The sequence below is a fragment of the Methylobacterium brachiatum genome (genome assembly GCF_020523825.1).
GTDB classification, from domain to species: domain Bacteria; phylum Pseudomonadota; class Alphaproteobacteria; order Rhizobiales; family Beijerinckiaceae; genus Methylobacterium; species Methylobacterium brachiatum.
In genome coordinates this window covers 136523-153662 of the sequence record NZ_JAJALK010000010.1, presented here as the reverse complement: position 1 = coordinate 153662, position 17140 = coordinate 136523, and the positions used below count along the sequence as shown (strand labels likewise).

Here is a 17140-nt window from a genome sequence, read left to right as displayed (position 1 = left end):
CCTATTCAACGACGTCGTGCTGGGCCGCGGTAGACGGTGGTCAGTCTTCTTCGCCATCGCCCTGCGGAGATGATGCCGAAGCTTCAGCGGCTGCTCGTGTAGCTAACAAACTCGCCAAGCCTGTGCGAAGCGTCTTGATCCTTGACCGCTCATCTTCTGTGAGATCAGGATCGTCCACATGCTTTTCTGCAGCAGTATGAAGCTGAGAAACATCATAAAATTTTTCCTTTGGCGCCTCGTGCATTGAGTACCGGCGAGGATTCGATCCTACAGTATGCCCTAGAATGCCACGGCAAATTTTCGCCAAAAAGCGACCATCGGCCAATGAAGATGCCGAAATCCATGATCTAACTTTCTTATCATTGTCGTTGAATGCCCAAACTTCGGAAATATGGAAATAGACCGGTTCGTTGTAAATTTCTCCACTCTCGATACTCTCTTCGATATGCGTTGATAATATGCCATGCAATTGTCGAACCAGATTTTCGTCGAGAGTATCTTCTCTAGTATGTCCATCAATTTTTATAAGACCTGCCTCCGCGGCACGCCAAACCCAAAATCCAGCAGCAAAACAGAGCGATGGTCGAGACTCGAATAACTTGATTAGTCGATCTTTAAATTCCTCACTCCTGTTGAGCTTGCAAATTTCTAACAACAAAAGGGATGCATTGGCCTGAGGTCCAAGCATAAGCGCGCCAACGTCTTTATCAATGCTCAGTATCACCTCCCCGAAATCAAATATTGCCTCCAACAGATTAATGGGAGCGCTGTTTTGTGAGGCTTCATGTAAACGAAAACGCAAATCCTGGAAATACTCACCAATAGGAGGTCGATTCGGACTTGCCTCACGAGAGAATATGCCCCGCATGATAGCTAGCTGTTCTGCTCGAGTAGTCTGATGAGATAGCGCGCGCTCAATTATTTTGACTGATATGCTATCATCAGGAATGTGAAGACCGAAATAGGCATCGTATCCCTGCTCAGATCCAATACCTCGCCGGTTCACAACTCGAACATGCGTCTCTGAATTGAGTGCAAAAATGTGCTTTTTCTCAAACAATTTTGTCATCGAAGGGATCAAAAGGCACAGAAGCCTCGCATTTCGTTCTTGACTGGAAATCGGAAACAAAGACATGAATGCGTCTCCAGCTTTCGCCTTTCCCGTGTCCGTTGCCATATCCCAGTTGCCAGTACCGAATATTGACTCTCGATTGCCCCTTATCCAATCGAATAGATCTGGCTCAAATAAGCGAACTCCTTCCATCGCCAGCACATCCTGCGGATCAATCTCATTTTCAATCGCCGGCCAAGTAAATTTTACAGCGTTTGAAAGTCTGGCAACATCTCGTGGATATCTTATCCAATTATGCACACCGTCCACCACTATACGATACCATCTGTCGCTCTGTGAAATATTTCCGGTTAGAAATCCTATTTCAGTGTCTAGCAAGGACAGTAAAGCATTTCGGCTAGGCTTAGGTAGCTCGATTTCCTGTTGTATGATTTTCTCGGCGAATCCGGGGCCGAATTTCTCCGATTTCCGACCATCATCAAGAGCCGGCCAAACAATGTTCCGATCATAGGCCAACAAATATACAACGTGAGGCAATCGCCCTAACGTCTTGACCATTTGCATAATGGTTCGAATTTCGTCCTTTGTGAGCCGATCAAGATCATCAATGATCACTAGGAATTTTTCGTCCTGATCGACAATGCGCTTTCGCAGCTTTTCGTAGGCAGACTGAAGGGAAGGCTCTGCTAGCCATTCATCTATTTTACTCGCACCGCCTTTCTTGGCCGCCTCACTGGCGAATTTGATCCCGATGCCGGCCAGAGTTCCGACCCCAGGAGCGAGGATGCTCCCTATGGCAGCTGCGGCATCGACAACCGGATCGACGTTCTTCCGCAGCGCACGCAACCCTGCCTTCCGTCGCTTAGCCCAAGCGTCCTTCTGATCCGCAAGTTGCTCAGTGATGATCTTGAAGAATGACTCGATGAGGTCCTGGTGACCGGAGACAATCCATGGCCGAAAATCGATCACGTGGATCGGTTTCTTGCCTTCCTCAAGTTCTTCATTGTGCTTTTCGATAAAGGCTTGAACGAAATTGAGCGCGGTCGACTTTCCGGATCCCCAAGCGCCCTGTAGGCCAATGACATAGCCGTTTGGGGCATCGACCTCTAAGATCGAGTCCGCCAGCCGTTTGGCGAAAGGCGCGAAGCCCAGCCGGTCTTCGGTCCATGGGTTCTCTTTGGGGTTGTCGTCAGAGAACTGAGGTCGGGACATGCTTCGAATGCGCTTTCCTAAGCACTGCCCTTCGGCCGCTCTCGTTGATAGAGATCGCGTCGGCGTCGGTCAGTGTGTGATGGTTTCGATGCTACGGCGGTAGCGCTCCATGCCCTTCTCGTCCGGCATCGCGCCTTCGTGCTCGCACTCTTGCTTGTGGCGCTCGAAGACGCACTTCGAAGTCGGCGGCGATCCACACACCTTGTCGAGCTGCTTGTAGCTGACGCACCGGCCGTTCGGCCCGCGGAAGCCTGGGCCGCCCTTGCAGCCGCAGCCGGTGCACTGACACGCGGCGGCCGCAGCAGTGCAGGAGATCAGCAGGAGGGCAGCGGCCAGAACGCGGCTCGTCCTCATCTACGAGGACGCTTCACTCTCGCGGGCCAGCCGCATCGCACGTAACTTTGCTGTCCGCTCGTTGACGGCTCGACGTTCCGCCTCGACCTCCGCCCAGACTTCGTTCGCTTGATCGTACCTGTCGGCAGCCTTTGCCGCCTTCGTCTCGCGGTAGCCTTGAACGTGGCTGGGGCTCTCGGACATCGGCGCTCCTCGCAACCTGTGGGCGAGTGACCTAGGGCGTATTTCCACTAAGTCAGTACGCAAGACGCTCTAGGTTGCATCGGATGCCGCTTTCCGTGGTCGCACCCGCAGCCCCTCGCCGTTCTCGTCGATGAAGATGACGCCGGCGGCTTCGATATGGTGGGCCCGGCAGGACTCGAACCTGCAACCAGACCGTTATGAGCGGTCGGCTCTAACCATTGAGCTACAGGCCCCCGAGCCCGCATAGCCTTCGCTGTCCTGCAGGCGCAACCTGTCAACAGAGCAGCGCAAGACTGGCGAGGCTACTCGGCGGCCTCAGCCTTTTCGCGGTCTTCATGATCGTCTTCAACAGCGCCTTCCTCCGCTGCGCTCGCCGCCGGAGCACCGGCCCGGTACTTATCGCCCTGCCGCTCTAATTCGCCGCTGTTAGCCATCACGCTGAGGTACGTGTTCAGGGTGGTGGCCGCCACGTCTGTCAGGCGCTCGCTGATCTCGGCGTGCGTCAGACCCTCAGAACCAGCTTCCTCAAGGAGCGCCTTTAACCGCCCCTTGGCAGAGTTGGCGCGCGGTCCCCGGGGGCCACGGCTACCACGAGGCCGGTCCACGCTCGCTGGCGCGCGACGACGAGTTGACAGATCGTCGGCAGGCTCGTCCAGCGGTGTGCCTTCCACGATAGATGCAAGTGACCGCTCAGCGAGACGGAGCTTCGTCAGCTCGCCGCTCACGCGCTCGTACTCAGCCTCAAGGCTCTCGCGCTGGTGCCTAACGTTGGCCAAGGCCCTAGTGCATTGACGCATTCAGAGGATTCACAAGGCGCGTGAGGCATGCGAGTCTGAGGCATGGCTCAGACTGTCTGCGTGATCCCCAGCGCCGCCGACCTGGCGCGCCTGTCCGCCATCGTCGTCGATCGGGCCCGGCCTCTCAAGCACATCCAGCGCGCCCGCATCGTCCTGCTCTCGGCCGAACGCCTCTCCGTCCTCGACGTCGCCCACCAGGCCGGTGTCAGCCGGCCAGCCGTCTGGCGCTGGCAACAGCGCTACGCCGAAGAAGGCGTCGAGGGCCTCTTGCGCGATAAAACCCGTCCGCCCGGCAAGCCGCCTCACTCCACCGACACCGTCGCCGAGGTGCTCGCCCTGACCTGCTCCGAGCCGCCCGGTGAGGTCACTCACTGGACCGGCCGCGCCCTGGCGCAAGCCATCGGGATCTCCTTGCGGTCGGTCCAGCGCATCTGGGATGCCCACCGCCTCCAGCCGCATCGGGTCCGCAGCTTCAAGCGCTCCAACGATCCGGCCTTCGCCGAGAAGGTCGAGGACATCGTCGGCCTCTACATGGATCCGCCGCGCCACGCCGTCGTGCTCTCGCTCGACGAGAAGAGCCAGATCCAGGCCCTGGAGCGCACCCGCCCAAGCCGACCCGTCACGCCAGGTCGTCCCGAAACCCAGACCCACGATTACGTCCGTCACGGCACCACGACGCTGTTTGCCGCGCTCGACGTGCTGGAGGGCACCGTGATCGGCCGCTGCATGCAGCGTCACCGCCACGACGAGTTCCTGCGCTTCCTCAACACCATCGAGGCGGCGGTGCCGGCCGGCAAATTGATCCACGTGATCCTGGACAACTATGCCACCCACAAGCACCCGAAGGTACGGGCCTGGCTAGCCCGGCATCCGCGCTGGATCTTCCACTTCACCCCGACCTCGGCCTCATGGATGAACGCCGTCGAGGGCTTCTTCTCGGCCCTGACCCGGCGCAGGCTGAAGCGGGGCAGCTTCAGCGGGATCGTCGACCTTCAGGCTGCGATCAACCGCTACATTGCCGAGCACAACGACAGGCCGAAGCCCTTCGTCTGGACCAAGCCGGCCGCCGCCATCCTCGATGCCGTCAATGGCAACGCTGCACCATCCGAATGAGTCAGTGCACTAGCGAGCGTGTCGTCATTTGCCATCGGTGACTCAACTTCTTCCTTCTTGGCGCTCGGGATCAGAGGCGCAGTCGCAAACCGTATCATTGCACTCCCCTGGTCCTCGCGGTGCTCAACGTGACGCCTGCCCGGAGCCTCTCAACGTCGCGCGGCATGCTGCCACACTCCGTTGATGCGATCTTTCGGTCAATTGGCTCCGCCGTGGCTCCGGGACCAACCACCAACGACAGCGGCATCGTGGTCGTGTGAAACCGCGAGGTTCCCGCCACTGCCTGGCCGGCCACGCTAGCAACGTCTCTCTCGTCGACGCGCGCTAGCTACAGCCACACCAGCCGTCGAACCCAAGCTATGTGAGACCGGAATGTGAGCCGCGCCAGCAAATTCAGCTAAGTGCTTGATTTTGTTGGCGCGCCCTACGGGAATCGAACCCGTGTTTTCGCCGTGAAAGGGCGACGTCCTGGACCGCTAGACGAAGGGCGCTTTGGCTAGGCCGGGGTTCTATAGTCGGCGGCGGCGCGTCCGGCAACCGTCGATCCGCATGGTAGCGCGCGTTTGACCGCGGGACGGGTTGGGGCGATGGAGGGGCATGGTGCAGATCCCGCCCCGCATGACCCTCGTCCTCGGCGGGGCGCGTTCCGGCAAGAGCGCCTACGCGGAGGGGCTGATCGAGGCCTGTCCCGGCCCGTGGCTCTATCTCGCCACCGCGCAGGCCTTCGACGACGAGATGGTCGCGCGCATCGCCCAGCATCGGGCCCGGCGCACCGGATCCTGGCAGACCCGCGACGTGCCGCTCGCCCTGCCGGAGGCGGTGGCGGCGGCGGAGGGGCCCGTCCTGGTCGATTGCCTCACCCTCTGGCTCACCAACCTGATCCTGGCGGAGGCCGATGTGGCGGCGGCCGTCGCGCAACTGCTTGCCGCCTGCGGGCAGGCACCGGGGCCTTTGGTGCTGGTCGGCAACGAGGTCGGGCTCGGGATCGTGCCGGACAACGCCCTCGCCCGCCGCTTCCGCGACGAGGCCGGGCGCCTGCACCAGCGGCTCGCCGCCCGGGCCGACCGGGTGGTGCTCACCGTGGCTGGCCTGCCGCTGGTCGTGAAGCCGCAAGCCCCCCTTCAAGCCCCGATTCAAGCCCCCATGCCCGGAGCCTCCGCATGAGCGACGACGCGACCCGTCATCGGGAGAAGATGGAGAAGCGCAAGGCCGTGCAGGACGCCGAGGTGGCGGCCAAGACCCTCGAGAAGGGCCTGCTGATGGTCCATACCGGACCCGGAAAGGGCAAGAGCACCGCGGCGCTCGGGCTGATGCTGCGGGCGCTCGGCCGCGGCTGGCGGGTCGGCATGGTGCAGTTCATCAAGGGCGGCTGGGATACCGGCGAGCGCCACGCGGTCGCGGTGTTCGGCGACCGGGTCGCCTGGCACACGCTGGGGGAGGGGTTCACCTGGGAGACCCAGGACAAGGCCCGGGACATCGCCGCCTGCCGCCACGCCTGGGCCGTGGCCGAGGGCCTCATGGCCGATCCCACGATCCGCCTGCTCGTCCTCGACGAGCTCAACATCGCCCTGCGCTACGATTATCTCGACCTCGACGCGGTGGTCGCCGCCCTCACGCGCCGCCGGCCGGACCTGCACGTGGTCGTCACCGGCCGCAACGCCAAGCCGGCCCTGATCGAGGCCGCCGACCTCGTCACCGAGATGGGCAGCGTGAAGCACCATTTCTCGGCCGGCGTGAAGGCCCAGGAGGGGATCGAGTTCTGAAGCCGTCTATGGCTCCGCGGCGACCTCGCTCTCCGCGAGCACCTCGCGCAAGATCGCGATCAGATCTGCGACGGCCTCACCCGGCACCGCGACCCGCAGGGCGCCATGGGCGACCTGGTTGCGCAGGGCTGCAAGCTGTCGCAGTCGGTCGGCCTCGTCCGGCGTCACGATCCCCTGCATTGCCATCCGCTCCAGAAGCTGGCCGGCCGGTTGCGGGCGCGACACGTCTCCGGGCAGGAGCAGGCGGCCGACGGCTTCGAGGACCGACCAGCCCAGCAGCAGGGCCGCTTCGGGCTGGTCCGCAGCCAGCAGGGACTCGACCCGCGCGATGGCGGTGGGAATCGCATCGCGGGACACGCCGGGCACCGGGCGGTCGTCGCTCCCCTCCGGTGCGTACACGATGCGCAATTCCCAGTCCGGACTCGCCGCGAAACGCTCGGTCAGCGCCGCAGCCTTCGGGCGTTCGGTGGCCGCGTCGCGGGCGATCTGGATGGCGATGTTCTTCGGACGGCCGAGCGCGATAGCATCCGGCTGGTAATCCTGCATGAAAGCCGGCAACAGGCCGCGCGACGGGTGCGTGAACACCTCGTAGCCTTCCGCCTTCAGGCGCGGCGTGATGAGATCGAGCACTCGCTGTTCGCGTTCCGTCGCGCTCATGTCAGGTCCTCGAAGGGATCGTCGGATAACCTGATCTAGACGACGGGCCGCACGCTCTGTAGCGCCTCGGCCAGGACGGGGCTCGGCGCGGTGAACGGGAACACGTCGTCGGGCTTGAATTTCTGGGCGACGATGCGCTCGACCTGCCCGTCATTGAGGTAGACGTGCCGGATCAGCGCATCCAGCGTCGGCTTGAGGATGTTGTCGATGTCCCCCGTGCGGGGAACGGCCGTGAAGTAGTAGAGCGTCACGGCGACCGGCCGCTCGGTCGCGAAATGACCGTCCGGAAGGACCTCGCGGCTCGCCGCCCTGACCTTCTCCTTCCAAGCCTCCTTGGATCGGGCGCGTTTGGCCTGTAGCGAGACGGGCGTGCCCGTGACATTGAACTCGATCGGAAAGGTCAGGTCCACGGCGGGCTCGATTCGTCTGGCGCCCAGGATGTGACGATGCCGATTGACCGGCAAGGCTCGCGATGAAGCGGGCCCTGATGATCCAGGGCACCGGCTCCGATGTCGGCAAGTCGCTGCTCGTGGCGGGGCTGGCGCGCGCCTTCACCGAGAGGGGTCTGCGGGTGCGGCCGTTCAAGCCGCAGAACATGTCGAACAACGCCGCCGTCACGCCGGATGGCGGCGAGATCGGCCGCGCCCAGGCGCTCCAGGCCCGGGCCGCCCGGGTGCCGCCCTCGGTGCACATGAACCCGGTCCTGCTCAAGCCCCAGAGCGAGGTCGGCTCCCAGGTGGTGGTGCAGGGGCGCATGGTCGCCACCGTGAAGGCGCGCGACTACCAGGCCTGGAAGCCGCGGCTGATGCACGCCGTCCTGGACAGCTTTTCGCGACTGACGGACGAGGCCGACCTGGTCCTGGTCGAGGGCGCGGGCTCGGCCTCGGAGGTGAACCTCCGGGCCGGCGACATCGCCAATATGGGCTTTGCCCGGGCCACCGACACGCCGGTGGTGCTGGTCGGCGACATCGACCGGGGCGGCGTGATCGCCAGCCTCGTCGGCACGAAGGCGGTGATCGACCCGGAGGACGCCGCGATGATCGCCGGCTTCATCGTCAACCGCTTCCGGGGCGACCCGAGCCTGTTCGCCGACGGGATGCGGCTGATCGCCGAGCGGACCGGCTGGGCGCCGCTCGGCCTGGTGCCGCACTTCCCCGAGGCCGCACGCCTGCCGGCCGAGGACGTGCTCGGGCTCGCGGGCTCCGGGCCGCGCCCGGCCGGGACCGTCACGGTCGCGGTGCCGGTGCTGCCGCGCATCGCCAATTTCGACGACCTCGACCCGCTCCGGGCCGAGCCCGGGGTGTCGGTGGTGCTGGTGCGCCCCGGAACGCCGATCCCCGCCGAGGCCGCCCTGGTGCTGCTGCCGGGCTCCAAGACCACGATCGACGATCTCGACGCCTTCCGGGCCGAGGGCTGGGACATCGACCTGCGCGCCCATGTCCGCCGGGGCGGGCGGGTGCTCGGCCTGTGCGGCGGCTTCCAGATGCTGGGGCGCAGCCTCGCCGATCCGCACGGGATCGAGGGGGCGCCCCGCACGGTGCCGGGGCTCGGGCTCCTCGACGTTGAGACCGTGATGACACCGGACAAGCGGCTGGCCGCGGCCACCGGCACGAGCCTGCCCGATGCGGTGCCGTTTACGGGCTACGAGATGCATATCGGCGCCACGCACGGCCCCGACGCGGCCCGGCCGCTGCTGCGCCTCGCCGACGGGCGCGTCGACGGGGCGGTCTCGGCGGACGGGCTGGTGGCCGGGACCTACGTCCACGGGCTGTTCGCACACGATGCCCAGCGCGCCGCCTGGCTCACCCGCCTCGGCACGGTCTCGGCGGGGGCGGGCTACGAGGCCGGGGTCGAGGCGGCGCTCGACGGCCTGGCGCGACACATCGCGGCCCATGTCGACTGCGACCGACTCCTGGCGCTTGCCCGGTAGGCGAGGGCCGGGCCAGGGATTACTCTGTGTAATGCCGGCCCTCGCCACGAGGGGCCGCACGGGTCCAGAGGAACGCCATATGCCCCCCACGCAGCCCCTGGTTAGCGAGGAGTTTGCCGAGAGCACCGTCCGCACGGTGACCCTGCGGCTGATGCCGTTGCTCGGCCTGCTCTACCTGATCGCCTATATCGACCGGCAGAACGTCTCCTACGCCAAGCTGGACATGGTCGGCAGCCTGGGTCTCAGCGAGACCGCCTACGGGCTCGGCGCGTCGCTGTTCTTCCTCGGCTACTTCCTGTTCGAGGTGCCCGCCAACGTGTTCCTGGAGCGGGTCGGCGCCCGGGTCTGGTTCGCCCGGATCATGTTCACCTGGGGCATCGTCACGATCCTGCTGGGCTTCACCCAGAACGCCGCGATGTTCTACGTGCTGCGCTTCCTGCTCGGCGCCGCGGAGGCCGGCTTCTTCCCGGGGGTGCTGTTCGCGCTGACGCTGTGGTTCCCGCAGGCGCACCGGGCCCGGATGATCGGCTGGTTCATGATCGCCAGCGCGGTGGCCAACGCCGTCGGCGCGGCGATCGGCGGGGCCCTGCTCGGCCTCGACGGGGTCCTGGGGCTGGCCGGCTGGCAATGGGTGTTCCTGGCCACGGGGGCGCCGGCGATCCTGATGACCGCAGTCGTTCTCCTGATCCTGCCGAACGGCCCCGAGACGGCGCCCTGGCTGTCCCAGGACCAGCGCGCCTGGCTCGCCCAGACGCTCCGGGCCGAGCGCGAGAGCGGCGGCCTCGTGGATCACGGCAATCCGTTCGCGGCGCTCCTCGACAAGCGCGTGCTGATGCTGGCCGGGGTCTACGTCTCGCTGCCGCTCGCCGCCTACGGGCTGGGCTACTGGCTGCCCACGGTGGTCAAGGGGTTCGGGGTCTCGAACCTGACCAACGGCTTCCTCAACATCATCCCGTGGGCCGCCACCGCGGTCGCCCTGTGGTGGGTCCCCCGCCACGCCGCCCGCACCGGCGCCCAGGGCAACGCCCTGACCTGGCACGTGGTCGGGCCGGCCCTGGTCGGGGCGACCGGGCTCGCGCTCAGCGTCATCCTGCCGGGCAACGCGGTGAAGTTCGCCTGCCTGTGCGTGGCGGCGGCCGGGACGTTCTCGGCCCAGCCGGTCTTCTGGTCGATGCCCGCGACCTTCCTGCGCGGGGCCACGGCGGCGGCCGGGATCGCGGCGATCAACTCGGTCGGCAATCTCGGCGGGTTCGTCGCGCAGAACATGGTCCCGTTCATCCGCGACCAGACCCAGAGCGACCTCGTGCCGATGCTGTTCCTGTCCGCCTGCCTGGCGATCGGGGCCGGCCTGATGTTCATCGTGCTCTCCGCCCTGCGGCGGGACGCGGCCAAGCGGGCGGCGGCATCCCCGGCGCCGCGCACGGCCTGAACATCGGACGGTATCGCGCGTTATACTGCCTGATGCCGGACCGTCCGGCACGATGATGCAAATCCGTGCCCCTGCGGACCATCATCCAGGAGGGCACCGCGATGAGCGAAGGTATTCCGCTTCTGATCCTCGCCCTGGGGACTCTGGGCGTCGTCTGGTTCCTAGCCGCCGCGGCCCGGAAGCAGGTCGCCGACGCCAAGGGCGCCCCGGAACGGTCCAACGTGATCCGCGACCATGGCGGGGCGCCGCGTCAGAACATGCCGGGGACGGAGCACTGACGGGATCAGCCGGCGGCGATCCGCCGGCAATGGTCGAGGGCGGCGCCGATCAGGTTGTCGCTGGCCTCGGGCGTGCGGAAGGCCGAATGCGCCGACAGGACGACATTCGGCAGTGACGCGAGCGGGTGGTCGGCGGGCAGCGGCTCGACCGTGAACACGTCGAGCCCGGCCCCGGCGATCCGCCCGGCGCGCAGGGCCTCCACCAGGGCGGCCTCATCGATCACCGCGCCCCGGGCGGTGTTGATCAGGATCGCCCCGGGCTTCAGGGCGGCGATGCGCGCGGCCGACAGGAAGCCGCGCGTCTCCTCGGTCAGGAGCAGGTGGAGCGAGACCACGTCGCTCTCGGCCAGAAGCCGCTCGAGCGGGACGAACTCGACCCCCGGATGCGTTTTCGGGGTCCGGTTCCAGGCCAGCACCCGCAGGCCGGCGCCGCGGCAGAGCCGCGCCATCTCGGCCGCGATCCCGCCGAAGCCGATCAGCCCGATGGTCTTGCCGGTGAGCTGGATCGCCTCGGTGCGCAGCCAGCGCCCCGCCCGCATCGCCCGGTCCATCTCGGGCAGGCCCCGGGCGGCGGCCCAGAGCAGCGCGAAGGCGCATTCCGCCACCGCGGTGTCGCCGTAGCCCTTGATCGTGTGGACCGTGACGCCGCACTCGGCCTGGAGCGCCTCCGGGTCCATGTAGCTGCGCGCGCCGGTGCCCAGGAACACCGCGTGCCGCAGGCTCGGGCAGGCGCGGGCCACGGCGACGGGGAGGGCGGTGTGGTCGATCACCGCGATCTCCGCCCCGGCGAGCAGGGCCGGCAGATCCTCCGGGGTGATGTCGGGCTGGAGATTGATCGCGAAGGGCGGATCGTCCGGCCGCAGCAGGCGCCGCGCCACCGCCGCCAGGGTCTCGCTGGCATCGACGAACACCGCGCGCATGGGCTTCTCCTCGGTCCCGCTCGACCGAGCTTAGAACGCGCGCCGCCGCATTGGATACCGGTCCGGCGGCGCGCACGGTGCATCGAGGACTTGGACTCGCGCCGTCCGGTCAGCCGATCCCGACGCGCCAGAGGGCCAGCAGGACCAGGACGAGGCCGCCCTGGATCAGGCAGGCCGTGCGGTACAGGCTCAGCGCCCGGGCGATGTCGTCGGCCGTGGCCTCGGCCCGGCCGTCGCCCATATGGGCGTCGGGGACGAGGGTGCCGTCATAGACCCGCGGGCCCGCGAGCCGCAGGCCGAGCGCCCCGGCCATGGCGGCCTCGGGCCAGCCGGCATTGGGCGAGCGGTGGCGGCCGGCATCGCGGGCCATCGCCCGGAGCGCGCCGCGCGCATCGGCGCCGCGCAGGGCGGCCGCCCCGACGATCAGCAGGCCGGCGAGCCGCGAGGCCGGCAGGTTCACCAGGTCGTCGAGCCGCGCCGCAGCCCATCCGAAGGCGGCGTAGCGCGGGGTGCGGTGGCCGATCATGCTGTCGGCGGTGTTGATCGCCTTGTAGAGGACGCCGCCGGGCAGGCCGAGGCAGCCGATCCAGAAGGACGGCGCCACGATCCCGTCGGAAAAGTTCTCCGCCAGGCTCTCGATCGCGGCGCGGCAGACCGCCGGGGCGTCGAGCCGGTCGGGATCGCGCCCGACGATCATCGCCACGGCGCGGCGGCCGGCCTCGAGGCCGCCCGCGCGCAGGGCAGCCTCCACGGCGGCGACGTGGTCGTTCAGGCTGCGCTGCGCCGGCAGGCTCGCGCAGAGCAGGCCGAGCAGCAGGAAGCCGGGGAGGGGGCCGGCCCAGAGGGCGAGCCCGGTGAGCGCCCAGGCGGGCAGCCCCGTGGCGGCGAGCAGGAGCACCAGGGCGAGGCAGCCGGCGACCCGGCGCCGCCCTTCGGACCCGCGGTTCAGGCCGCGCTCCAGCCCGGAGATCAGCCGGCCGATCCAGGTGACAGGGTGGCCGATGGCCTTGTAGAGCGCGTCCGGGTAGCCGGACGCCGCCTCGATCCCGAGGGCGAGGGCGAGGATGGCGAGCGTATCGGGCGGATGGACCATCGTTTCTGGAATTCCGCTCCGCGGCCGGGGCCAATCCCGGGGCCAATCCCCCATGGCGGCGATCTCGGAGGCCTCCGACACGCCTTTCCGGACGCGCCGGAGCCCTGGCTCGACCTCTCGACGGGGATCAATCCGGTCCCCTATCGCGTGCCGCCGGTGGAGGCCAGCGCCTGGACGCGGCTTCCCGCCGCCGCCGAGGTCGAGGCCCTGCGGGAGGCGGCCGCCATGGCCTACGGCGCGCCCGATACGGCGCATGTCGTCCCCGCCCCCGGCACCCAGATCCTGATCGAGACCCTGCCCCGGCTCGTGGCCCCGACCCAGGTCGCGGTGATCGGCCCGACCTATGCCGAGCACGCAGCCGCCTGGACACGGGCCGGGCACAGGGTGGCGCAGGTCGACGGGATCGCGGCGATCGGCGACGCGGCCGTGGCGGTGCTGGTCGATCCGAACAATCCGGACGGGCGGACCCATCCGTTACCTGAGCGGCTCGCCCTGGCGGACGCGCTGCGCGCCCGCGGCGGCCTGCTGGTCGCCGACGAGGCCTTCGCCGACCTGGAGCCGGTGGCGAGCCTGTGCCCGCACGCGGCCCCGGGGCTCGTGGTTTTGCGCTCCTTCGGCAAGACCTACGGGCTCGCGGGCCTGCGCCTCGGCTTCGCGGTGGCCGAGCCGGGGACGGCGGACCGGATCGCCACCGCCCTCGGCCCCTGGGCGGTGTCCGGGCCGGCTTTGGCGATTGGCCGGGCCGCCCTGTCGGACACGGCGTGGCGGGTTGAGACCGCCCGGGCCCGGGCAGCGGATGCCGAGCGCCTCGACCGGCTGATCGCCCGCGGCGGCGGGACGATCGTCGGCGGCACCAGCCTGTTCCGCACCGCCGATTTTCCCGACGGGCTGGGCCTGTACCGGCGGCTGGCGGAAGCCGGGATCGCGGTGCGGCGCTTCCCCGAACGCCCCGAACGGCTTCGGTTCGGGCTGCCGGCGGGAAAAGCGGCGTGGTGCCGCCTCTCGCGGGTGCTCAAGTAGCCGGCGTCGCCGGCCCGTGCGGATCGCGGGCCGCCACCAGAACGGCGAGCGCCGAGAAGGCCAGGCCCACCGCGCAGACGCCGGGCCAGCCGACCACCAGGAAGGCCTGCGAGCCCGCGAAGGCGCCGAGCGCCCCGAACACGAACAGCGTCGTGAACAGCACGGTGTTGATCCGGCCCCGCGCCCCCGGGACCAGGGCGTAGGCCCGGGTCTGGTTGGCGATGAGCGCGCCGTTCATGCCGATATCGATCAGCAGCACGCCGATCCCGACCGCCACCAGCGACCACGTGCCCCCGGCCCAGAGCACCAGGAACGACAGGGCGACCATCAGGCTGCCGCCGAGCACCACCGGCTTCGCGCCGCGCGTGTCGGTGAAGCGGCCCGATACCGGCGCCACGAAGGCACCGCAGACGCCGATCACCCCGAACAGGCCGGCCCCGGCCGCGGAGAGCCCGAAGGGCGGGTTCTCGACCAGCAGCGCCAGGGTCGCCCAGAAGGCGTTGAAGGCGGCAAACAGCAGCGCCTGCGACAGGCTCGCGGTGCGCAGCACCGGCTGCGACCGGGCGAGGTGCAGGATCGACAGCATCAGGGCCCGGTAGCGCAGGCGCTGGGTCTGGGGCGTGTGCGGCAGGGTCGCCCGGGCGATGCCGGCCATGGCGAGCGCGAGCAGCGACGCGGCCAGGAACACCGCCCGCCAGCCGAGATGCGCCCCCAGAAACCCGCTCGCCGTGCGGGCGAGCAGGATGCCGGTGAGCAGGCCGGTCATGACCTGCCCGACGATCCGGCCGCGGCTCGCATCCGGGGCGAGCTCGGCCGCGAACGGCACCGCCTGCTGCGCCGCGCAGGCGAGCACGCCGACCACGAGATGGGCGAGCGCCAGGCAGGCGAGGTTCGGGGCGAGACCCACGGCGAGCAGCGCCACGGCGAGGCCGAGGCATTGCCAGACGATCAGCCGGCGGCGGGGCAGGGCGTCGCCCAGCGGCACCAGCCCGATGATGCCGAGCCCGTAGCCGACGAGCGCCGTGGTCGGCACCCACAGGGCGGCGGCGTCGCCGAACTCGGACACGATCAGGCCGAGCAGCGGCTGGTTGTAATAGATGTTGGCGACCGCCCCGCCGGCGATCAGCGTCAGGCCGAGCCGGGCCTTCGCGTCGAGGAGGGTGGTCACGGCAGGGTCGGGGGCGGGCAGGCGCGCCGCCGCTTCAGGGCCGGCATGGGGGCCATCGTGGAATCCGTGTCGGGGAGGGAAGAGCCGGGACCGATACGGGCCGGGCGCGCCATGCGGCAAGCGCCCGGGCTGCAGCCCTCGGTCACGCCCCGCGCCCCTTCACGGTCCGGCGTCCTGCACCATATGCCATCGACGCGGTTCCGGTCGTCCGCGTGCCGGGCGTCGAACGCACAGCTGGGTTCGTGACCCGGATACGGTTTTCGGGCCGGATTCGTTCCGAACGACACGTCCGGAAAAACCGCAGCAGGGAGTACGGGATGCCGAACTACCGCGTCGAGTTTGCCAAGGAGATCCTCGGGGTGCCCTTCACCATCGGGGCCGTCGAGATCATGCGGGCCCGCGACCCGGACCGCGCCCTCCGGGCCGCCGAGCTCCGCTTCGCCCGCCACCACGGCATCGGCGACTGGCGGGAGCGGGCCGACCTCGCCACCCTGGCCGAGCGGCACTGAGGCCATCCGGGATCGCGCCGTCACACGACCTTCGTCTCGGGGCCGCACGGTGAGCCTTTCGCGACCGGTCAAGCTCTGGTCGCGACCGCCCCGCCACCGTAGAATGGTGGCTCAGAGCCGGGACCAGCATGCCCCGAGGGCAAAACCCTCACGGATGCGCGGGTCCATGCGCCGGCGTCATGAGACCGGAGACGCGTCAGGTCCGGTCCGACAGGGGTCAGTGCGAGGGTCATGGCGGCGATCTCCTTCTTCGGCGACCTGCTCCAGACCATCAGCGAGCGCGGCCGCGACCTGATCGGCATCGGCCGCAGCGACATCACCGGCCGGGCCAGCGCGAGCGAGCTGGTCAAGCTGTGCGAGGACCTGATCTCGCGGCGCGGCGAGGCCTCCGGGGTCGCGCTGGCCCGGTTGATCCTCGACCGCTACGCCAGCTTCGGCCAGACCGAGCGCCACGCCTTCCTGCGGGGGATCGCCCTCGACTTCGACGCGGACCATGCCGCCGTCGACGAGGCGATCGCCGCCTACCGGGCGGACCCGACCCGCGCCCGCCTCGGCACCCTGCACGAGGCCGCCGAGCCGCGCAGCCAGGAGCTGATCCGCCGCCTCAACCTGGCCCGCGGCGGAACGCTGAGCCTCGTGCGGATGCGCGAGGACCTGTTCGACCTGCGCAAGGCGCTGCGCACGGGCGCCGAGGCGGACCCCGCCGTGCTCGACGCCGTCGACAGCCTCGATTCCGATTTCGAGCACCTGTTCGCCTCCTGGTTCAACCGGGGCTTCCTGGTGCTGCGGCACATCGACTGGACCACGCCCGCCCATATCCTCGAGAAGATCATCCGGTACGAGGCGGTGCACGCGATCACCGGGTGGGACGACCTGCGCGCCCGGATCGAGCCGCCGGACCGGCGCTGCTTCGCGTTCTTCCACCCGGCGCTCGCCGACGAGCCGCTGATCTTCGTCGAGGTGGCGCTCACCGATCAGGTCGCGCCGGCGATCGCCCCGATCCTGTCGCGGGAGCGCAAGCCGCTGCAGCCGCGGGCGGCGACCACGGCGATCTTCTACTCGATCTCCAACTGCCAGAAGGGGTTGGCCGGCGTCACCTTCGGCAATTTCCTGATCAAGCAGGTGGTCGAGGACCTCACCCGCGAGGTGCCCTCGCTCAAGACCTTCGTCACGCTCTCGCCGGTGCCGGGCTTCGCCGCCTGGCTCGCCCGGGAGCGCCGGGCCGACAGCCCGCAGGGGCTGCTGCCGGAGGACGTGGAGGTGCTGCGGGCGCTGGACGATCCGGACTGGCACGCCGACAAGGCCCGGGCCGAGACGGTGCGCAAGGCGCTGATCCCGGCCGCGGCCGCCTATTTCCTGCGCGCCAAGAACGAGCGCGGGCGCCCCCTCGACCCGGTGGCCCGGTTCCATCTCGGCAACGGCGCCCGTCTGGACCGGATCAACTTCCTCGGCGACACCTCGAAGAAGGGGCTGGCCCAGTCGCACGGGCTGATGGTGAACTACCTCTACGATCTCGCGGCGATCGAGAAGAACCACGAGACCTACGCCAATCTCGGCACCGTGGCGGCCTCGCCGGCGGTGACCCGCGAGCTGCGCGCCAAGCTGCCGCCGCCGCGGGCGGTGGTGCTGGCCGAGGCCTGAC

General features: G+C 68.2%; 18 protein-coding genes and 2 tRNA genes. 9 read left to right on the top strand and 11 right to left on the bottom strand.

Annotated elements, in window-relative coordinates; translation table 11 throughout:
- Positions 1-40 precede the first annotated feature (40 nt).
- The 5 genes from LGR69_RS21145 to LGR69_RS21125 form a co-directional block, all read right to left on the bottom strand.
- Positions 41-2284, bottom strand: coding sequence for a KAP family P-loop NTPase fold protein (locus tag LGR69_RS21145; protein WP_007562729.1), 2244 nt, complete (start codon positions 2282-2284; stop codon positions 41-43).
- A 69-nt stretch (positions 2285-2353) separates the two neighbouring features.
- A complete protein-coding gene (locus LGR69_RS21140) occupies positions 2354-2638 on the bottom strand; it encodes a hypothetical protein (protein WP_007562731.1) in 285 nt (94 codons plus the stop codon).
- The gene (locus LGR69_RS21135) at positions 2639-2821 is read right to left on the bottom strand and encodes a hypothetical protein (protein ID WP_007562733.1); all 183 of its coding nucleotides are present in this window, start codon (positions 2819-2821) and stop codon (positions 2639-2641) included. It abuts the gene before it with no gap.
- A gap of 157 nt (positions 2822-2978) precedes the next feature.
- A tRNA-Ile gene (locus LGR69_RS21130) sits at positions 2979-3054 on the bottom strand.
- A 69-nt stretch (positions 3055-3123) separates the two neighbouring features.
- Positions 3124-3618 (bottom strand): hypothetical protein, encoded by a 495-nt coding sequence (locus LGR69_RS21125; RefSeq protein ID WP_081496967.1) that lies wholly within the window; start codon positions 3616-3618, stop codon positions 3124-3126.
- A 42-nt stretch (positions 3619-3660) separates the two neighbouring features.
- Between LGR69_RS21125 and LGR69_RS21120 the strand changes: the two genes are divergently transcribed.
- The gene (locus LGR69_RS21120; protein ID WP_007562734.1) at positions 3661-4731 is read left to right on the top strand and encodes an IS630 family transposase; all 1071 of its coding nucleotides are present in this window, start codon (positions 3661-3663) and stop codon (positions 4729-4731) included.
- A gap of 415 nt (positions 4732-5146) precedes the next feature.
- On the opposite strand, the gene LGR69_RS21115 is transcribed toward LGR69_RS21120, so the two are convergent.
- A tRNA-Glu gene (locus LGR69_RS21115) sits at positions 5147-5222 on the bottom strand.
- Between the two features lie 127 nt (positions 5223-5349).
- Between LGR69_RS21115 and cobU the strand changes: the two genes are divergently transcribed.
- Both cobU and cobO read left to right on the top strand, forming a co-directional pair.
- A complete protein-coding gene (gene cobU, locus LGR69_RS21110; RefSeq protein ID WP_230367252.1) occupies positions 5350-5895 on the top strand; it encodes a bifunctional adenosylcobinamide kinase/adenosylcobinamide-phosphate guanylyltransferase in 546 nt (181 codons plus the stop codon).
- Positions 5892-6494, top strand: coding sequence for a cob(I)yrinic acid a,c-diamide adenosyltransferase (gene cobO, locus LGR69_RS21105; protein WP_122160017.1), 603 nt, complete (start codon positions 5892-5894; stop codon positions 6492-6494). Before cobU ends, cobO begins: the two co-directional genes overlap by 4 nt.
- A gap of 6 nt (positions 6495-6500) precedes the next feature.
- Here the strand turns inward: cobO and LGR69_RS21100 are convergent, their stop codons facing one another.
- Both LGR69_RS21100 and LGR69_RS21095 read right to left on the bottom strand, forming a co-directional pair.
- Positions 6501-7151 (bottom strand): hypothetical protein, encoded by a 651-nt coding sequence (locus LGR69_RS21100; RefSeq protein WP_230367251.1) that lies wholly within the window; start codon positions 7149-7151, stop codon positions 6501-6503.
- 35 nt (positions 7152-7186) lie between these two features.
- A complete protein-coding gene (locus tag LGR69_RS21095) occupies positions 7187-7561 on the bottom strand; it encodes a RusA family crossover junction endodeoxyribonuclease (RefSeq protein WP_230367250.1) in 375 nt (124 codons plus the stop codon).
- Positions 7562-7623: 62 nt separating this feature from the next.
- Here LGR69_RS21095 and LGR69_RS21090 point away from each other — a divergent pair, with 62 nt between their 5' ends.
- The 3 genes from LGR69_RS21090 (at position 7624) to LGR69_RS21080 (ending at position 10788) form a co-directional block, all read left to right on the top strand.
- Positions 7624-9081 carry a cobyric acid synthase gene (locus LGR69_RS21090; RefSeq protein WP_230367249.1) on the top strand — a complete coding sequence of 486 codons (1458 nt, stop codon included), beginning with the start codon at positions 7624-7626 and terminating at the stop codon, positions 9079-9081.
- Between the two features lie 79 nt (positions 9082-9160).
- The gene (locus tag LGR69_RS21085; protein ID WP_091864442.1) at positions 9161-10510 is read left to right on the top strand and encodes an MFS transporter; all 1350 of its coding nucleotides are present in this window, start codon (positions 9161-9163) and stop codon (positions 10508-10510) included.
- A gap of 101 nt (positions 10511-10611) precedes the next feature.
- A complete protein-coding gene (locus tag LGR69_RS21080; protein WP_007562744.1) occupies positions 10612-10788 on the top strand; it encodes a hypothetical protein in 177 nt (58 codons plus the stop codon).
- A gap of 5 nt (positions 10789-10793) precedes the next feature.
- Here the strand turns inward: LGR69_RS21080 and LGR69_RS21075 are convergent, their stop codons facing one another.
- The gene (locus LGR69_RS21075) at positions 10794-11708 is read right to left on the bottom strand and encodes an NAD(P)-dependent oxidoreductase (RefSeq protein WP_230367248.1); all 915 of its coding nucleotides are present in this window, start codon (positions 11706-11708) and stop codon (positions 10794-10796) included.
- A gap of 109 nt (positions 11709-11817) precedes the next feature.
- The gene (gene cbiB / locus LGR69_RS21070; RefSeq protein ID WP_230367247.1) at positions 11818-12801 is read right to left on the bottom strand and encodes an adenosylcobinamide-phosphate synthase CbiB; all 984 of its coding nucleotides are present in this window, start codon (positions 12799-12801) and stop codon (positions 11818-11820) included.
- Here cbiB and cobD point away from each other — a divergent pair.
- A complete protein-coding gene (gene cobD / locus LGR69_RS21065) occupies positions 12793-13821 on the top strand; it encodes a threonine-phosphate decarboxylase CobD (protein WP_230367246.1) in 1029 nt (342 codons plus the stop codon). The genes cbiB and cobD overlap by 9 nt on opposite strands.
- Here the strand turns inward: cobD and LGR69_RS21060 are convergent.
- Positions 13814-14989: an MFS transporter gene (locus tag LGR69_RS21060; RefSeq protein ID WP_230367245.1), complete on the bottom strand. Its 1176-nt coding sequence runs from the start codon at positions 14987-14989 to the stop codon at positions 13814-13816. The two genes, cobD and LGR69_RS21060, sit on opposite strands and share 8 nt — an antisense overlap.
- Positions 14990-15306: 317 nt before the next feature.
- On the opposite strand from LGR69_RS21060, the gene LGR69_RS21055 reads away from it, so the two are divergent.
- Both LGR69_RS21055 and LGR69_RS21050 read left to right on the top strand, forming a co-directional pair.
- A complete protein-coding gene (locus tag LGR69_RS21055; RefSeq protein WP_007562754.1) occupies positions 15307-15498 on the top strand; it encodes a hypothetical protein in 192 nt (63 codons plus the stop codon).
- A 231-nt stretch (positions 15499-15729) separates the two neighbouring features.
- Positions 15730-17139: a malonyl-CoA decarboxylase gene (locus tag LGR69_RS21050; protein WP_230367244.1), complete on the top strand. Its 1410-nt coding sequence runs from the start codon at positions 15730-15732 to the stop codon at positions 17137-17139.
- Position 17140: the final 1 nt, after the last annotated feature.